Annotated in this window: 17 protein-coding genes and 1 riboswitch; of the genes, 12 read left to right on the forward strand and 5 right to left on the reverse strand. The window is 44.5% G+C overall.

Annotation, left to right across the window (positions count from 1 at the left end; translation table 11 throughout):
• Positions 1-54 precede the first annotated feature (54 nt).
• From P5674_RS11505 to P5674_RS11525, 5 genes are all read left to right on the forward strand, one after another.
• A complete protein-coding gene (locus tag P5674_RS11505) occupies positions 55-2022 on the forward strand; it encodes a PAS domain-containing sensor histidine kinase (RefSeq protein WP_006619736.1) in 1968 nt (655 codons plus the stop codon).
• A gap of 46 nt (positions 2023-2068) precedes the next feature.
• Complete coding sequence (locus tag P5674_RS11510) at positions 2069-2446, forward strand: response regulator (RefSeq protein ID WP_006619737.1); 378 nt, start codon at positions 2069-2071, stop codon at positions 2444-2446.
• Positions 2447-2649: 203 nt separating this feature from the next.
• Complete coding sequence (locus P5674_RS11515) at positions 2650-3840, forward strand: GGDEF domain-containing protein (protein ID WP_006619738.1); 1191 nt, start codon at positions 2650-2652, stop codon at positions 3838-3840.
• 81 nt (positions 3841-3921) lie between these two features.
• Positions 3922-4104, forward strand: a complete 183-nt coding sequence (locus tag P5674_RS11520; RefSeq protein WP_014274343.1) for a hypothetical protein — start codon at positions 3922-3924, stop codon at positions 4102-4104.
• Positions 4105-4122: 18 nt separating this feature from the next.
• Entirely contained in the window at positions 4123-4497 is a 375-nt protein-coding gene (locus P5674_RS11525) for a hypothetical protein (protein ID WP_006619739.1), read from the forward strand.
• Between the two features lie 164 nt (positions 4498-4661).
• Here P5674_RS11525 and P5674_RS11530 read toward each other — a convergent pair whose 3' ends face one another.
• The 4 genes from P5674_RS11530 to P5674_RS11545 form a co-directional block, all read right to left on the reverse strand.
• Positions 4662-5702 (reverse strand): hypothetical protein, encoded by a 1041-nt coding sequence (locus tag P5674_RS11530; RefSeq protein WP_234933585.1) that lies wholly within the window; start codon positions 5700-5702, stop codon positions 4662-4664.
• A 219-nt stretch (positions 5703-5921) separates the two neighbouring features.
• A complete protein-coding gene (locus P5674_RS11535; RefSeq protein ID WP_014274346.1) occupies positions 5922-6419 on the reverse strand; it encodes a hypothetical protein in 498 nt (165 codons plus the stop codon).
• Positions 6420-6473: 54 nt separating this feature from the next.
• Positions 6474-7304: a ParA family protein gene (locus P5674_RS11540; protein ID WP_014274347.1), complete on the reverse strand. Its 831-nt coding sequence runs from the start codon at positions 7302-7304 to the stop codon at positions 6474-6476.
• A gap of 20 nt (positions 7305-7324) precedes the next feature.
• Positions 7325-7801, reverse strand: a complete 477-nt coding sequence (locus P5674_RS11545; RefSeq protein ID WP_006619740.1) for a hypothetical protein — start codon at positions 7799-7801, stop codon at positions 7325-7327.
• A gap of 173 nt (positions 7802-7974) precedes the next feature.
• Positions 7975-8119, forward strand: a riboswitch (cobalamin riboswitch).
• A 340-nt stretch (positions 8120-8459) separates the two neighbouring features.
• Here P5674_RS11545 and metE point away from each other — a divergent pair.
• From metE to P5674_RS11580, 7 genes are all read left to right on the forward strand, one after another.
• Entirely contained in the window at positions 8460-10742 is a 2283-nt protein-coding gene (metE, locus tag P5674_RS11550; RefSeq protein ID WP_014274349.1) for a 5-methyltetrahydropteroyltriglutamate--homocysteine S-methyltransferase, read from the forward strand.
• A 62-nt stretch (positions 10743-10804) separates the two neighbouring features.
• On the forward strand, positions 10805-11323 hold the full coding sequence (locus P5674_RS11555) for a hypothetical protein (RefSeq protein WP_006619742.1): 519 nt from the start codon (positions 10805-10807) through the stop codon (positions 11321-11323).
• Between the two features lie 27 nt (positions 11324-11350).
• On the forward strand, positions 11351-12457 hold the full coding sequence (locus P5674_RS11560) for a fatty acid desaturase (RefSeq protein ID WP_006619743.1): 1107 nt from the start codon (positions 11351-11353) through the stop codon (positions 12455-12457).
• A gap of 111 nt (positions 12458-12568) precedes the next feature.
• Positions 12569-12754 carry a hypothetical protein gene (locus P5674_RS11565; RefSeq protein WP_006619744.1) on the forward strand — a complete coding sequence of 62 codons (186 nt, stop codon included), beginning with the start codon at positions 12569-12571 and terminating at the stop codon, positions 12752-12754.
• 10 nt (positions 12755-12764) lie between these two features.
• Positions 12765-13313 (forward strand): c-type cytochrome, encoded by a 549-nt coding sequence (locus tag P5674_RS11570; protein ID WP_006619745.1) that lies wholly within the window; start codon positions 12765-12767, stop codon positions 13311-13313.
• A gap of 56 nt (positions 13314-13369) precedes the next feature.
• Positions 13370-14368: a methyltransferase domain-containing protein gene (locus P5674_RS11575; RefSeq protein ID WP_006619746.1), complete on the forward strand. Its 999-nt coding sequence runs from the start codon at positions 13370-13372 to the stop codon at positions 14366-14368.
• Positions 14369-14532: 164 nt separating this feature from the next.
• Entirely contained in the window at positions 14533-15036 is a 504-nt protein-coding gene (locus P5674_RS11580) for a DsrE family protein (protein ID WP_006619747.1), read from the forward strand.
• Positions 15037-15123: 87 nt separating this feature from the next.
• Here P5674_RS11580 and thrS read toward each other — a convergent pair whose 3' ends face one another.
• The gene (gene thrS, locus P5674_RS11585; RefSeq protein WP_006619748.1) at positions 15124-16992 is read right to left on the reverse strand and encodes a threonine--tRNA ligase; all 1869 of its coding nucleotides are present in this window, start codon (positions 16990-16992) and stop codon (positions 15124-15126) included.
• Between the last annotated feature and the right edge of the window lie 189 nt (positions 16993-17181).

The raw sequence follows: 17181 nt of genomic DNA on the forward strand, positions 1-17181 counted from the left end.
TAAATTCATTTTATTTCATCTCATTTATATGCTCCATGAGGTTTTTAAAATCCAATGGCGAGAAAAAAAACTCCGAAAAAAACGAAACTCATCCAGTCACTCAAAGCAGCCAATCGACAACTGAAGCAAGAAATTGCCGATCGCCTGCGGGTTGAGGAAGCATTACGAGCCAGTTCCGAACTATTGCAAACGCTAATTAATGCTATTCCGGATCTGGTTTGTTTTAAGGATAGCCAAGGGAGATGGCTAGAGGCAAATCAAGCAGTTTTAGACCTGTTGCAATTAAATAAGATTGATTATCGTGGTAAAACTGATGCCGAAATTTTTGATATAATTAAACACGTGAATGCTTTATCTTGTTATCAAAAAATACTTTTAGATTCTCAGTGTAAAGACGAAAAAGCTTGGCAGTTACAGAAAGTCTATCAAGAAGAAGAAAAAATTCGTCAAAATGATGGCATTCTGAGAATTTATGATGTGATGAAAGTGCCACTTTTTACAGCCACGGGAGTCCGGAAAGGGTTAGTAATTTTGGGTCGAGATATTACCGCAAAAAAACAGGCAGAAGCCGATTATATTCGTTTAGCATCGATGGTAGAATCTTCGGAAGATGCGATTATTGGTAATACCTTAGATGGTATAATTGTCAGTTGGAATGAAGGAGCCAAGCAAATCTATGGTTATAGTGCTGTGGAAGCCATTGGCTCTCCGATTTCGATGTTGGCTTTACCAGAACGACCTAATGAAATGCCTCGCATCTTAACTAGCATTACGGCGCAAGGCGGTATTGATCATTATGAAACCATCCACGTCCGCCAAGATGGTGCAAATATTGATGTTTCTCTAACGATTTCCCCTATTAAAGATGCTTTAGGTCAAATTACAGGCATTTCCATGATTGCCAGGGATATTAGTTATCGTAAAAGAATTGAGTGTACCCTGGAGCAACTGCGCCACCAAAATGAGTTAATTCTTGATTCGGCGGGGGAAGGAATTTGTGGTCTTAACCGAGATGGTAAAATCACCTTTATTAATCCGGCTGGGGCGCGCATGACTGGATATGATATTAGAGAACTAATCATGAGCGATTTACGGCAGATTACTAAAGGCCATTGTCGTTCCCAGACCCCAGGGGAACCCCACCCAGATAGCCTCCAGCCCTCGCCAATTTTTGCTACCCTAGAAGATGGGAAGGTTCGCTATGTTACAGATGGGGTCTTCTGGCGCAAGGACGGGACAATTTTACCTGTGGAGTATGTCAGTACGCCCATGCGACAGGAAGGGGCGATCATTGGGGCTGTGATCACGTTTAAGGATATTACGGAAAGGCAGGCGATGGAAAAGATGAAGGATGAGTTTATTTCTGTCGTTAGCCATGAATTGCGTACTCCCCTGACTTCTATTCGTGGTTCTTTGGGGCTATTATCTAGCGGCTTATTAGCCTCTAGTCCGCAAAAAAGCGAACGGATGTTAGATATCGCTATGTTTAATTGCGATCGCCTCATGCGTTTAGTTAACGATATCCTTGACCTGGAGAGAATGCACTCGGGTCAGCTTCCCATGGAGAAGCATTGGGTCAATGTGGCGGATTTGATGATACAAGCTGCTGATGAAATGTTACCCGTGGCGGAGAAAGCCGGGGTTGATCTCTGTGTGGTTCCTCTGGAATTTAAAGTGATGGTTGATCGTGATCGGATTATTCAAATGCTCACCAATTTGTTGAGCAATTCCATTCGCTTTTCTGGGGCTAACAAGCGGATTGATTTTACCGCCAAACCACAGGAAAATCATGTTTTGATTTCCGTGCGCGATCGCGGTCGTGGTATTCCACCAGATAAAATTGAGACTATCTTTGGTCGTTTTCAACAGGTGGATGCGTCGGACTCTCGACAAAATGGGGGGACTGGATTGGGACTGGCTATCTGTCGCAGCATTGTCCAACAGCATGGCGGTAAAATTTGGGCGGAAAGTATTTTTGGCGATGGAAGTACATTTTTTGTCAGCCTACCCATTAACCTCTAAATTGATGCGAAGCGGCATCAGAATCAGAAATAGTAAAGGAAAACAGATGACAACTAAGCGAATTCTATTAATTGATGATGAAGATGACATCCGAGAAATTGCTCAACTGAGTTTGGAGATGATCGGTGGATGGAGTGTAATTACTGCCTGTTGTGGTATGGAAGGCATAGAAACTGCGGAAAGCGAACAGCCGGATGCAATTATGCTTGATGTGATGATGCCGGATTTAGATGGTTTTGCTACTTTTCAAAAACTACAAGCGAACCAGCAAACGAAAGATATTCCTGTGATTTTACTGACGGCGAAAATTCAAGATCGCGATCGCCAAAAGTTTGATAGTCTCGGTGTCAGTGGTGTAATTGCTAAACCCTTTGAACCTCTGTCTTTGGCTGAAGAGGTTGCCCAAATTCTGGGCTGGGCTTAACCCAAGTTCTATCTGAGCTAGTCTAACTTAATCTGGTACGGGCAAAAAATTTTTGCCCCCACCATATTTTCACCACCATATTAACTTACTGGAAATTTTATATGAGTGATAGTACAATAGTAATTGTGGTTCAATAACGCTATCATATCATTGATGAACCCAGCGATATTAATCACCAAAATTGAATAGTTTCATTACCATCAATGCACTTACAAACCCTGATTTTGACTACCGCGTTGAACTTTACAGCTAACGGTGTATTCTTAATGGCTTTTTTTAAGGTTAGGAATCACGATTTTCTCAAATGGATGGCTTATGGATGCTTTTCATTCGCTTTGGGATGTCTGTTATTGTTTTTGAGGTTTAGCTATGGAGTTAATGTATATACACTGCCATTATCTAATATATTTCTAGCCTTAATGCCCATTTTGCTAACCCATTCTATTTTCATTTTTTTAGACAAATCTATCAATCGTAAAATCCACAAATTATATATAATTATTGCGCTCAGTGTACTGGTTTTTAGCCTGATTTTTCTCATCTCGATTATGCACCATAAGTGGATACCTGGAATATACACATCAGCCCTAAATGCAATTTTTTACCTGATACCAGGATTAATTGTCCTCCGAGAACCGGTGCGTAGAAATACAATTATTAGGATCATGCTTTGGCTTGATCTGATGCTGTTTATAGTTCTGATTGCCAGAACATTAATCCTCCTAAATTTCTGGCTTTCTCCGAGTACCGATGATACAATAAGCAACTTTCACATGATGGGTTTACTGCTGTTTATGACCATCCCCTGCGTCAATGCCCAGACCCTCTGCTTTCCGGTACTCGACTTCATGGAAACCTATAGGGAGCTACTGGTAGCCAACAAAAAACTTGAGCAGTTATCAACCATTGACGAATTGACCGGGCTATTAAATCGCCGCTTTTTAAATTCTAGGCTAGAACAAGAGATAGCTTACCACCAGCAAATGGGCTTCCCACTCTCTATAATGTTGATAGACATAGACCATTTTAAAAAAATCAATGATCAGTTCGGACATTTAGCTGGTGATTATGTCCTCCAAAAAGTCGCGAAACTCACAAATCAATTGTTGAGAGTCAATGATTTAGCATTCCGATATGGTGGGGAAGAATTTATGGTTTTGTTACCCAGAAGCGAAATTTTACAAGCCCTAGACATGGCAGAGCGTCTGCGGGTGAGTATTTCCCAACTGTACTTTAACCATCCTGATATCCCATCTGATTTTCAGATAACGGCTTCTTTTGGTCTCTCAGAATTGACCAAAGATTTGCGATGCTTAGATGATTTATTGAAACAAGCAGACCTCGCACTCTATCAAGCGAAGTCTCAAGGTCGCAACCAAGTTTGTATGGGATAACCAGACTTTTATTTTACCCGGTTGGGATTAAAATCCAAGGCGTTGAGGTTGGCTGATAGTTATGAGTTGGCAGGCGGGTGATTGGTTGCACCGGGGAGGATATCGAGGCGATCGCTCATTTATGAAACCTTCGACCTCATTGGTCAAGTCATGGGAGTACCCGATCGCACTACCGGATTAAAAGACTATAATTTAAGGGCGAAAGCCATTGACAAGTTAATTGGATTGTCATACCCTAAACAAAGGGCAATTGTGATCAGATAATATTAAGGTTTACGCGCCATGAAGTTCGGATCAAATTTGCTAGAGAAAGCTGCCTACCTGAGCAGTGTCCTTATCGCCTCCAGCTTGATGCTAATGGAGCCAGGTCAAGCACAATCGAGCCGAAACTATCGGGGCCGTTGCAGTTTTTATGGTCAGAACCAACCCCAAGCGCAGTCAACTGGTTGCTCCATTGAACAAAGTTCTCGGAGAATTGTGATCCGTTGGGATGATGGTTATACCACAAACCTAGAGTACGACTCGAATTCCCGTCAATGGCGATCGATACCCTCACAGTCGAGAAGTACGGTTCGCTTTTATTCAGAAACAGGGGATGTAGCTCAAGTGGAAATTCATGGAGGCCCTGGCCAGGGATTGATTGTGATTAGTCGTTAATCAGCTTGTGCGACACTAGAGCAAACATTCTGAATTATCCGCCCCCAAAACCATGATCATATTTATAGCCTGAGTGTTGTTAATAGCAACCCTAAGTCGCTAATTATCAGTCAAAAGCACAGATTTATCATCGCTGCTTAATATATGGTTTGATTACTGACCAATTAAGAACTTTGTCCCGCACGCCGAGCCAGAGATAAAACGCGAGGGCGCGCCCTACCTGTCAGTTTAAAGTTTAACCCATAACGGAAGATTTCCGGCATATAATAATCATCTTTTTCCTGAATGACTACGCCATTATCTAATAAGGTTTTAATTTCCTCAGTCGATAACTGAGCAGCTTCGCGGCTAAAAGGAATTTTGCGGTTAGCGTCTGCCAATTTCTGTAATTTCGCAAAAATCTTTTTTAAGGCAGTATTTTCGATCTGAATTTCTTTTATTTTCTCCTTGCTACAGTCACGTAAAGCATCCCGAATTGCTTTAGGAATAAGGATTCGATACTGCCACCGAGTATCATTCATAGATTTATCAGCGGCTATCTTTAAAAATCTGACCAAATCTCGCGATTGAATTTGACCGTTGAAATCAGAAAGAGCAGCCAGGACAAATTGCACAGAACGAGCTTCTTTAGATTTTTCACTACCCAATTTTTTACCCCACAGTGGGACTAAAGTATCGGTGATTTCCTCCTCGCTCATATCTGGCAGTTTGTCAAGATTAATGTTAAAATCTGGAAGGGCTTTTTTGGTAACCCAAACCACTAATCTAAGTGCTTCTTGCCGATTCCATTTTAAGGCATAAGGCTGATAACGAGCCATCATCTGAGCGGCATTTTGACGCACCGCCGCCAAGACAATATCTCGCCGGACAAAAATAATTATTCCCAAAGGACGACCGGGCTGTTGCGCCAACCATTCCGGTACTTCTTGCAGTAAAGCGCGTAGAGCTTTTTGTTGATTTTCATCATTATCAAAGTTTTGAAATAAGTCTTCTAGCCCATCAATGACGACAATAAGCTGCTGTTTTTTTTCAAATAAATGGTCGGTTAATTTTCGACCCGCCCCGGCTTCCTCCGGTTTAAATCCCACCCCCCAAGCTATGACATCTAGCCAACATTCCCGCCACTGACCTTCATGGAGGTTTCCCGTCTGATTTTGTCTTATATAATCCCGAATATCGTTAGAGAATTTAGGATGAGAAAACATTAATATTTTGGCAGTTTATCTTTGCACATTTTCGACTATTATTTTGGCAGTATTCTCTAAATTGTTTGATGATAATATGGGAGCTATCAAGGCATTATTTGTGACTGTTTACCCAGTTTCCTGGACAAATTTTTCCCAATTTTGACGGCGAACAATTTGCATAAATGTATAAGTTTTTCCTGAACCTTTAGCGCCCACTACGACTGTAATAGGGAGTTGTCATCGATGGTCTGAAGCCAATTGCTTTAAAGGAATCGTTGCCAAAAAATTATCGATTTGTGCTGTCTCAGCATAAACCAATTTTTCCGCCAATTCTTTAATCTGTTGTCGTTGAGATTTTAAACTTAAACTAGGAAGACTTTCTGGGATTGATGCACCACTTGGACTAGGCAACCAATCTAGCAGTGGACTAACTGCATCTACAATACCCGATCGCTCTAGCTTACTCATCACCTCTTCCCAAGTAGGAGGTAAAACCAGCAAACTATCAGCAAAGGGGGTAATTACTCTGAGAATATCCCCATTGTCTTCGATAAATGTTTTGGCGGCTTCCAGCAATTGTTGTTCAGGTTCAATCACCCAATCGGTGAATTTTTTATCTTCAGGAACTTGGCTGAAAATTAAGGCGGGGAATGGGTCTTCTTCTCTGGTGGAAGGCGATCGCTCTCCAATCAGTTCTAAAACTCTCGCCGTTCCGGCGCTCGATTGTCCGCTCAAGGTAGTAACAAATATCCGATAAACTCGCGGATCTAAAATTAAACCTGTCGCTAATTATGAGAGTCCAGCCCGCAAGTCTACCAAGACCACATCGACTCCCAGATATTTCCCGAGACGGGCTAAGATATCGGTCAAGATAAAAGCATTTTGAGAACCTTGGATCAGATGTTCTGGTCGAATTTCTAAAGAGGTAAATCCTGAAGTAGAGCGAAATGATGGCAGAATAAATATCCCATCAATTAAGGCATTTTGTAGGCGATCGCTCACTAATTGAATGGCGGTTTCATAATGGGGAGATTCATCACCATGAACCAATGCTAACAAGTCCGCAAAAGAAACGGGAGGATAGGGCAATCTTCGCTCAAATAACCAACTAATTCCCGGAGGTTCTAAGTCCCCATCAACTAACAGAACCGTTTGTTTTTTAGCAGTTAAAGCCTTGGCTAAGGCGATCGCATGAGTAGTCCTTCCCACTCCACCTTTAAAAGAATGAAACGCCACCACTGGGGGAAAATCTGATGGCATAATAGCCGGAGGTTCGACATTCTCACTAGGAGGAAAAAGCACTCCAGGTCTGGATAAACTCGGAGTCAGTCTAGGAGTTGGGGGGTCTTCCTCGGTTTCTTCCCACCAAATCGGCAAAATCCGTTGATTTTCATCAACACTCTCTAAGATAATATAATTATTTCGGAAGCGAGGGTCGTAGATTTCACTCAGCCAATTTTGGGCTTCTGCTTGAGTTCCCGGACGAATTCCCATGGTTAACCCGTCCCAGTAGGTTCGCGCCCAAACCAACCCGTTTGGCCATTTATTTTGCTTTTTTTTCCGCAGCAAAACTTCTTCTACATCAACCCAAGTATAAAGACGAATATCTGAGGGAATCATCGGTTTATGTTCTCCTTAATTCATTGGCTAATACTGTTTAACCACTCAACTAAAACTTTTTCATCTTCAGGCTTAATATTAATACCATATCGCCAAGCTTGATGAGCTTTTTCTATGTTTAAAGTTGAACCACCTTGGGCTAGATGAAAATTGGGAGTTTGGCTAATTATGCTGGCGGAAATTTTCAGTTCCTTGACCCATCTATCTAGGTTATGACCAGATTCATATAAGAGGGTTGGATCGGGAATCAGTGCTGTGGTTCGCAACTGGTTTCGTTTGAGCAAAATGCTCTTTAGCCCACATTCAACCGCATAGAATAGGAGTAAATAAGCCGAAATCTGTTTAATTTGTTCAGCCGATTGAAAATGAGTATGAAAGGCTTGCCGTAAGTCGCTCACCCCGACCTGAATTTTTTGAGAACCCTGCATTTTGACTATCTTTGTTTTCAGAGGGGATAAGTAGGCGATCGCCTTTGGTTCTTTGGCTATAGCGATCACGACTGTATTTGAGAATTTTAGCTCTCGTGCCGTGGCTCTCCCATGGACTTTGGGCGGCTTGGCCGCTTGGTGAAACCCTAAGCCCTAGAAACCGGGTTGCTGACATCTATCGTTGTTCCCCCAGTTTACAGTAACTTTTCCATGATTTCGTCAAATCTCCGCTTCGTGTGTTATCATGCTTAAATATTGTCGGTTCTGATGGGGACCAGCCATCAGACGTAAGGGGGAAAGTCCGGCGTAAATCCGGCGCTGTCCCGCAGCTGTGAGGAGAGACACAACTCTCGAAGTCAGAATGCCCGCCGAACTGTCTCCTCTGGAGATGCACCAAAAACTGTTATTTTTCGTCTGCGAGGTACGGATGATGGTTCGTTTAGCTTTTTCACAATTAATATTGCCTTCATTTTTTAGGACGACTCCCCTGGCGTTGCATGGGTAGCGCCCTGATTTGAAATTGCCATTTTGAGAAAACTAGCCTTATGTAGACATTGACTGGCAGAGGGTCACTCGTCCAAAGCGTGACTCTAATCAGTCTGGTCTGAGTATTGCTCAACTCAATTTGGCAGATATTCTGCTGCGCTCAATTGTTCACTCCGCTGGTTTGTCGCGGGGATGGACTAGATTTCTGTGACTATTTTCACCATAAGGACAAGGGCAATTTATGACCTCGGAAATTTATACACAAACCCGTCTGGAAACCGCGACTCTCGGCTATCCTCGTATTGGTAAAAGTCGCGAGTTAAAAAAGGCATTAGAAGCCTTTTGGCGGGGTAAATCGGACGCAGAAACCCTCATCCAGACTCGGAATGAAGTTGAGTTCAAAAACTGGGAAACTCAACTTCATGCCGGTATCGATCGCATTGGTATTGGCGACATGAGCCTCTACGATCACGTTTTAGACTGGAGTATCCGCTTAGGCATCATTCCCGAACGGTTTGCATCCTTTAGCGGACTTGACCGTTATTTTGCCATGGCGCGGGGTTTTGATGGCATTCGAGCCCTAGAAATGACTAAATGGTTCGATACCAACTATCACTACCTCGTCCCAGAAATTCCCGAAACATTGCAGCCACCAGACTTTAGCGATTTCCTGGAAACTGTGCAGCGGGCTCAAACCTTATTGGGCGATCGCGCTGTTCCCATGGTTTTGGGTCCGGTGACTTTGCTGCGGCTGAGTCGTTTCGAGATGAATCAAGATCAGGCGGGGAAACAACTAGGCGATCGCTATCTCCTGCTTCTCCAAGAACTCCAAAAAATGGGTGTCGCTGAAGTCCAAATCCATGAACCCGCTTTAGTATTGGGAGATGCCGCCAACTTCAAACAACTCTATCAATCCACCTATCAATCGCTCAGTCAAGTCGGCTTACCCATTCACCTCATCACCTACTTTGATGACTTGGGAGACAATTACCCCTGGGTGATGGAATTACCCGTAGCTGGCATTAGTTTAGACTTCACCCGTGGGCGGAACCTGGAGTTATTGCAACAGTATGGTTTCCCCGACGATAAAGAGTTGGGGGCGGGAATTATTGATGCCCGCAACGTCTGGAAAATTCGCCCCGACTCCGTTTTGTCAACCCTGGAAGCCATTTCCCGTGTCACCCCTAACCTGCGGATTCAGCCGTCTGCTTCCCTGCAATTTGTGCCATACGATGCCCAGCGAGAAACCAAACTCCCCGAACCCTTGCGGTCCGTTTTGAGCTTTGCTGAACAGAAGTTAGTAGAAATCACACTGCTGGCTGATTGGGCCGATCGCTCCTATGGAACCCAAGAACCTGACAAGTATCTGGAAGTCATCCGCAGCCAATGGCAAACCTTCCAGGAATTTAGCCCAGTTAATCAGGGGGTAAAAGAACGCCTGCAAAATCTGACCTCCCAGGATTTAGAGCGGACTTTGCCTTATGAACAACGTCAAGAACGCCAGCCCGTTTTGCCCCCATTCCCCACCACCACCATCGGGTCTTTCCCCCAAACCTCCGAAGTGCGGCAACTGCGGGTGAAACTGAAACGGGGTGACATTACCCAAGCCGAATATGAAGCGGCGATCGATGCCGAAATTGCCAAGTGCATCCAATTCCAAGAAGAAGCCGGACTCGATGTATTGGTACATGGCGAATTTGAGCGCACCGATATGGTGGAATTTTTCGGTGTGCAGTTATCTGGCTTTGCCTTTAGCGAACATGGTTGGGTGCAAAGTTACGGCAGCCGTTGCGTGCGTCCCCCGATTATTTATGGAGATGTCGCCCGCACCGGACCCATGACAGTTCGAGAGTTTAAGGTAGCCAAATCCCTGACCGATAAAATTGTCAAAGGGATGCTAACCGGTCCGGTCACCATGATTAACTGGTCATTTACCCGCACCGATATTCCGCGCAGTGAACAAGCCATGCAGATTGCCTTAGCCTTGCGCGATGAAGTCGCTGACTTAGAAGCGGCTGGGGCGAAGATGGTGCAAATTGATGAACCTGCCTTGCGGGAAGGACTCCCCCTCAAGCCAGAACGTTGGGATGAGTATCTATCCTGGGCGGTGGATGCTTTCCGTTTATCTGCGGCTATTGCCAAACCCCAAACCCAAATCCATACCCATATGTGTTACTCGGAATTTGGGGATATTATTGAGCATATTGAGCGGTTGGATGCGGATGTATTGTCCATTGAAAATAGCCGCAGCAATAACGAAACCCTGTTTGAAATTACTGATGCGGGCTACAAACATCAAGTGGGGAACGGCGTTTATGATGTCCACAGCCCAGCGGTTCCCAGCACTCAAGAGATGGTGCAACAGTTAAAAACCGGGGTGGCTAATTTGCCCGTTCAACAGATTTGGGTTAACCCTGATTGTGGCTTGAAAACACGGGGTTGGGAAGAGGTGATTCCTTCCCTGAAAAATATGGTGGAGGCGGCAAAAATCCTGCGCCAAGAAGCTAATCTGACTGAGAAATAATTGATGCCTAAATCCCCCGTTTTCACAACGGGGGAATCTGTGCCAACCTCCTGATATTTCTTATGAATGAAACAGATAGCGCCAAGAATCAGCCGCCAAATCCGCCGATGAATTGGCAGCAAGATTTTATTGCTACGAATCTATTGGCTCTAGGCTATAACGCCTGGGTAGGGTATCTCAATGGTGAACGGGGTGCGGTGATTTGTAGCACCAGTACGTCAACAGTAGGAATTGCGGGGGAGGTTTTTAAGGTTCACTATGTACCCAGATCGCGTCTCGCCCCTTTTCTAAATGCGTGGCTGGCTGCCCCTGACACGGTGATTCTGCGACACCACTTTATGAATGCTCACATTTTGGAAGCTGTGGATACTTACAGCCCAGAAACCGAGTTAGTGTTTCTGTTGGAGTCATTAAATCAGGTGACATTCTTATACCTAAAAAATTTGCCGATTACCCCCCCGAAGTGCTACGAGCAAATCTGCAAACACTGGGAAGAATTTCAGCCCGACGTTTTTCCATTAAATCAGAAAATTGTCCAACCCGGCGGGGGGCGATCGCCCAGGGTCTCGGAACCAGAATAAACTCATCCCCACCTATAGACAAAAACAATGGATACACTCAAAAAATCAGATTTTGTCTTGACTCCATACATCAAAAGCAGCAACCTGCGCGCTACCTATCAAATTCTCAATACCGTTGTGCCTTATGTTCTTTTATGGATGTTAGCGCCGGGTGCGGCATCTATTTCTTTATGGCTTCTACCTCCGATTATTGCCCTGCTGATTCTCTTCTCCCTGCGCTGTTTTTCTTTGATGCACGATTGCGGACATTATTCTCTTTTTCCGTCAAAAAAGATGAACCGAATTATCGGATTTGGGCTCGGTGTAATCAATGCCATGCCCCAATATGGCTGGTCAAGAGATCATGCTTACCATCACCAAACTAATGGCGACTGGGAGCGCTATCGGGGTGTCGCAGATTTCTTGTCTACTGACGAGTTTGATCAGCTTGATCCGTTAAATCAAAAACTTTATGAAGTCCTACGACATCCATTGATGGCTATTCCGGGCGGTTTTTTTTACCTGGTTATCAAGCCTAGACTTATTTTAATCCTGGGAGTTTACGACTTCGCCCATCATGTATTAACTGATTTGCCCAAAGGTTCGGAGTTTCACTTAGCGCAAACTATATCCGCTCATCAGTCAAAATACTGGCAATCTGCTACTGAGTTTTGGGATCTCTTGTTTAACAATATTTGTGTGGTCGGGGGCTGGGTTTTTCTCAGTCATTTATGGGGCTTTGGGCTGTTTTGGAGTATTTACTCCATTACCCTCAGTTGTTCGGCAACGATTTTTATCTGGATATTTTTTGTACAACATATTTTTGAGGGGTCTTATGCCCATAAAACAGCCGGATGGGACTATGTTTTGGGAGCTGTTCAGGGGAGTAGTTATTTAGAATTGCCAGCCCTCCTCAGATGGTTTAGCGCCGACATTGGCTATCACAATATTCATCATCTCTCGTCGAGAATTCCTAATTACTATCTCGCCGCTTGTCATCAGGAAAATTGTCATTTGCTCTCGGAGGTGAAGACACTGCATATTAGGGATTTACTAGACTGCTCCAAATTCCTGCTGTGGGATGCACAATCAAACCGCTTGGTTGCGATCGCCTCCTTTCGTCAGACGGCACAGATGAACACTGCTCTAAAATAGCGAAATTCCTCAACCTTGCTCATGACTTTTAATCAATACCTTGATGCCCTTTAACTTGACCATTTTCAATTATATGGCTATCGCCTTGAGTTCAATTTTGGCAGAAATACCATGCTCAAATATTATCTATGTCGCTCCGGAAAAATTCCCACTTCTGTCCATCCTTTTGTTAAACAGGAGGAACTTAGAAAAGCTCAACCCCAGCCTCAACCGGGGGCAATTCAAGTTATCTATCGACTCCGAAATGCTTTTTTAGGAGTTTGGCGATCGCTCTCAAAAAGGAATTCACAACCATAATATCTTCCCCATGACTCAATTAATTCGCTTTATTTGTACCCTCGTAATTGCTGTATTACTGGTTATTTTGGGAGGTTTTTTGATGAAAGTTTATCCCCATTCTTTCACAGATACAACTAACAATCCTGCCATCAATTTAAGCTCAAATACTTCTGGGTCAGCCGTAGACAGGGATTTAGCGATCGCCTATCGTCGCCAATACATGAAAGCATTGTCAGCCCATTATCGTTCTCTCGAAGCGATTTTGGAAAAAAATGCCCCTTTTGCCAATCAAACTCTAACCCACATTAATAGCTTATTATCCCTAGCTGAATATATGCCCGAAGTTTTCCCACCCGGAACCGCTATGACCCACGCAGAAGGCTGGGGAGCCAAGCCATTAATTTGGTCAGAACCCGATAATTTTTCTCGACTGATTGCCAACTTTCAAACCTCACTTGAAACCCTGAAAACTGTGGTTAACAATCAACAAAATCCCATTAATGCGATCGAGTCATTTACACAAGTCAGACAAACGTGCTTAGATTGTCATAGCACTTATCGAGTGCGCCAACCTTAACCCAGAAACCCAGTTTCTTTAGTTCACCCAATCCTAAATTATAACACAATTATACCATGTTCAACCTTTTTTTAATCATCATTAGTCTGCTTTTGTTCGCACTTCTCCTAGGATTAGCACTTTACCTCCTTTCCCCTCGGAAATATCAATCCGCCGATTCTGTTGCCAGCTCCTATGATGATTGGACCAATGACGGCATCCTGGAATTCTACTGGGGGGAACATATCCACCTCGGTCACTATGGCTCACCGCCACAACCCAAAGACTTCCTGAAAGCTAAAGAAGACTTTGTGCATGAAATGGCTCGTTGGGGGGGATTAGACCGCCTACCTCCCGGCACAACAGTTTTAGATGTCGGTTGTGGTATCGGTGGCAGTAGTCGCATTCTAGCGCGAGATTATGGCTTTGCCGTCACAGGCATTACCATCAGCCAAGAGCAAGTCAAACGCGCTCAGGAACTCACTCCAGAAGGTCTTAGCGCTCAGTTTCAGGTGGATGATGCCTTAGCGTTATCTTTCCCCGATGCCAGTTTTGATGTGGTTTGGTCTATTGAAGCCGGACCCCATATGCCCGATAAAGCCCAATATGCGCGAGAGATGATGCGGGTATTAAAACCGGGGGGCATTTTAGTGGTGGCGGACTGGAATCAACGGGACGATCGCCAAAAACCTTTGAACTTCTGGGAAAAACCCGTGATGCGGCAACTCTTAGATCAATGGTCTCATCCCGCTTTCTCTAGTATTGAAGGCTTTGCCGAACTGATAGCGGAGACAGGACTTGTTTCTGGGGAAGTCAGCACCGCCGACTGGACTGCAGAAACCCTCCCCTCTTGGCTAGATTCTATTTGGCAGGGGATAATCCGTCCACAGGGGATTATTCGCTTTGGGGTGACCGGATTTATTAAATCTTTGCGAGAAGTCCCCACATTCGTGTTAATGCGGTTAGCCTTTGGGGCGGGGTTGTGTCGGTTTGGGATGTTTCGGGCTGTTCGCGCAGCCTCGCCCGTTGAGGAGATGGCTGTATCCGGTCAAACCAGTGAAGCGTTACCAAAATAATCAAGATTTGAAGTTTCTATCCTCAAATGTTAATTAAGGGGAAAAGTCAACACCGTTCTCTTGATTGGAGCCGCCGCCAATTATGCTAAAATCCTGATCAACCCCTAGTGCCAGCATCTGGCTGGCTTCTAGGACTGCTCCCATGGCATTGTTAGGAAGGTTTTATGAGAAAAACGCATCTGGGTTTAGCGATCGCCGCACTTAGCCTTTTAGGAGTGTTGGCAGAGCCGTCGGTCAACCTTTCCCGCACCGCCTCGGCTCAACATCAGACCCAAGTCGGACAATCCCAAACCAGGGGTGATGGGCAAAATATTATTATGCACCTGACTCATGGCACCGATGACCTTCATGCGGCTTTCATGGCTTTGAAATTAGGCACAAACCTCCAAAAACGGGGCGCTCAGGTGACACTGGTTTTGACTTTGGAGGGGGTGAGAATTGCCTCTAGAAATCAACCCTTAGACTTGCGCTGGGGTAGTAGTCCGATGACCTTGGCTCAAATGTATGATGATTTTGTCGCCGCTGGAGGCAAGGTCATGGTTTGTCCTGCTTGTGCCGAAGCCGCCGGAATCACCGCTGCGAATTTGCGGAATGGCGCTCAATTGGCACAAGAGAATCAGGATATTCCTAGTTTGATTTTAGCTGCCGATAAAATTATTGGTTTCTAGTTAGTTTTTGACCTCAACAGGGAATTGGGTTTTCATTTCCAATTCCCTGTTGAGGAAATCTCTCCAATTATCCAACTATTCGTCTAGTTAATAACTTGAGGATTTGGCCGCGTTCGCCTTCAATATTTCCTCAGTCAACTGGGGCAGAGTCATCGTTCCTATATCTCCCCTTGAGCGAGTTCGCACACTCAAAGATTGATTATCTAACTCCCGCTGACCAATCACCACTGTAACCGGGATTTTCTCCAGTTCACAGGCGCGAATTTGTTTCCCTAAACGCTCCCCAGTATTATCGACTTCCGCGCGAATATTCTGCTGTTTTAAACTTTGGACAATGGATTTGGCATAATCTCGAAAGCGATCGCTCACGACTAACACTCGCACCATTACCGGAGCCAACCACAGGGGAAAATCTCCCGCATAATTCTCAATTAAAATCCCAAAAAATCGCTCCAAAGACCCAAAAATTGCCCGGTGAATCATAATCGGACGTTGCCGAGAACCATCCGCCGCCACATATTCCATATTAAATCGTTCCGGCAAATTAAAATCCACTTGAATCGTCGAACATTGCCACAATCGAGCGATCGCATCTTGAATTTTAATATCTATTTTGGGTCCATAAAAAGCCCCGCCGCCTTCATCGACCACATAATCCCAGCCTTTAATATTCAGAGCAGAAATTAAAGCATCCGTCGCTAATTGCCACACCCCATCATTCCCCACAGATTTACTCGGACGAGTCGAAAGATTCACTTCATATTTACTAAAGCCAAAATCCGATAAAATTTTTTCCGTCAAATTTAACACCCCTAAAATTTCATCTGCCACCTGTTCGGGCAAACAAAAAATATGGGCATCATCTTGAGTAAACCCCCGCACTCGCATCAATCCATGTAATACCCCAGAGCGTTCATACCTATACACCGTGCCTAACTCTGCCCAGCGAATTGGCAACTCTCGATAAGAGTGCAAATGACTTTGATAAGTCAACACATGAAACGGGCAATTCATCGGTTTTAATTGATAGGATTGGTTCTCAATCTCTATCTGGTCAAACATATTTTCTCGGTAAAAATCATAGTGACCGGAAGTTTTCCACAGTGCTAAATTAGCAATGTGTGGCGTGTATAATAACTCGTAACCCCCTTGCAGATGGGCTTGCCGCCAATAATCCTCAATTAAGAGGCGCATTCTTGAGCCTTTAGGATGCCAAAATACTAAACCGCCTCCGGCATCTTCTTGGATGCTAAATAAATCTAACTCCTGTCCTAACTTGCGGTGGTCGCGTTTTTTGGCTTCTTCTTTCTGCTGCCAATAATATTCTAGTTGTTCTGGAGTTTCCCAAGCCGTGCCATAAATTCGTTGCAGTTGCGGTAAGGTTTCATCTCCGCGCCAATAAGCCCCGGCTACACTTTCTAACGCCAAAGCATCTGGATTAATTTCGCCCGTAGAGTTCAGGTGAGGTCCTGCACATAAATCCCACCAAAATTCCTGGGGGGGAATAACCACGGGTTCCATCAGAGAGGGTTCGACTTCGGGATGAACCGCCCGCCCCATATCTGGGCTGCCGATAAAATACCGAGTCATGGTTTCTGTTTCGGGAATACTATCGAGAATTTCTAACTTTAATGGTTCGTTTAATTGCTGAATTTCTCCCCGCATTTGTTCTCGGTTTACTTCTTCCCTAATTACTGGCAAGTTACCTTTGATGATGCGTTTCATCTCCTTCGTTATTTCCCCCAAGTCTTCCGGGGTGAACGGTTCTTTCCGGTCAAAGTCATAGTAAAACCCGGTGTCGGTGGTGGGACCAATGGCGACTTTGGTTTCGGGAAATAGTTTTTGCACCGCCATTGCTAGGATGTGAGCGCAGGTGTGGCGAATTCGCCGCAGCTTTTCTCGATCGCTTTGGTAATGGTTTTCCTCAGACGTGGGACGGTTGATTTGACTGAGCATACTAACCCCAGTGTGAGAACGATTATCATTTTAATATATCATCTGAGCAATGGGCAAGTATGTGTTAAGGCGATCGCCTCCCAAGGTTTGATCAAATCCTAGAGAGCATGATTTAATCTCAAATTAGGTTAATATTTTAGGGCAATATGGTATAAGAAGCGAGAATAGGTGCGAGACGTTTAGGAATCG

It is taken from the genome of Limnospira sp. PMC 289.06 (assembly GCF_032350395.1).
GTDB lineage: Bacteria > Cyanobacteriota > Cyanobacteriia > Cyanobacteriales > Microcoleaceae > Limnospira > Limnospira platensis.

Excerpts from the sequence above, each read along its gene's own strand:
- P5674_RS11575 (WP_006619746.1), top strand. The coding sequence starts at position 13,370 with ATGTTCAACCTTTTTTTAATCATCATTAGTCTGCTTTTGTTCGCACTT.
- P5674_RS11570 (WP_006619745.1), top strand. The coding sequence starts at position 12,765 with ATGACTCAATTAATTCGCTTTATTTGTACCCTCGTAATTGCTGTATTA.
- P5674_RS11565 (WP_006619744.1), top strand. The coding sequence starts at position 12,569 with ATGCTCAAATATTATCTATGTCGCTCCGGAAAAATTCCCACTTCTGTC.
- P5674_RS11505 (WP_006619736.1), top strand. The coding sequence starts at position 55 with ATGGCGAGAAAAAAAACTCCGAAAAAAACGAAACTCATCCAGTCACTC.
- P5674_RS11525 (WP_006619739.1), top strand. The coding sequence starts at position 4,123 with ATGAAGTTCGGATCAAATTTGCTAGAGAAAGCTGCCTACCTGAGCAGT.
- P5674_RS11540 (WP_014274347.1), bottom strand. The coding sequence starts at position 7,304 with ATGATTCCCTCAGATATTCGTCTTTATACTTGGGTTGATGTAGAAGAA.
- thrS (WP_006619748.1), bottom strand. The coding sequence starts at position 16,992 with ATGCTCAGTCAAATCAACCGTCCCACGTCTGAGGAAAACCATTACCAA.
- P5674_RS11580 (WP_006619747.1), top strand. The coding sequence starts at position 14,533 with ATGAGAAAAACGCATCTGGGTTTAGCGATCGCCGCACTTAGCCTTTTA.
- P5674_RS11555 (WP_006619742.1), top strand. The coding sequence starts at position 10,805 with ATGAATGAAACAGATAGCGCCAAGAATCAGCCGCCAAATCCGCCGATG.
- P5674_RS11515 (WP_006619738.1), top strand. The coding sequence starts at position 2,650 with ATGCACTTACAAACCCTGATTTTGACTACCGCGTTGAACTTTACAGCT.
- P5674_RS11510 (WP_006619737.1), top strand. The coding sequence starts at position 2,069 with ATGACAACTAAGCGAATTCTATTAATTGATGATGAAGATGACATCCGA.
- metE (WP_014274349.1), top strand. The coding sequence starts at position 8,460 with ATGACCTCGGAAATTTATACACAAACCCGTCTGGAAACCGCGACTCTC.
- P5674_RS11530 (WP_234933585.1), bottom strand. The coding sequence starts at position 5,702 with ATGTTTTCTCATCCTAAATTCTCTAACGATATTCGGGATTATATAAGA.
- P5674_RS11560 (WP_006619743.1), top strand. The coding sequence starts at position 11,351 with ATGGATACACTCAAAAAATCAGATTTTGTCTTGACTCCATACATCAAA.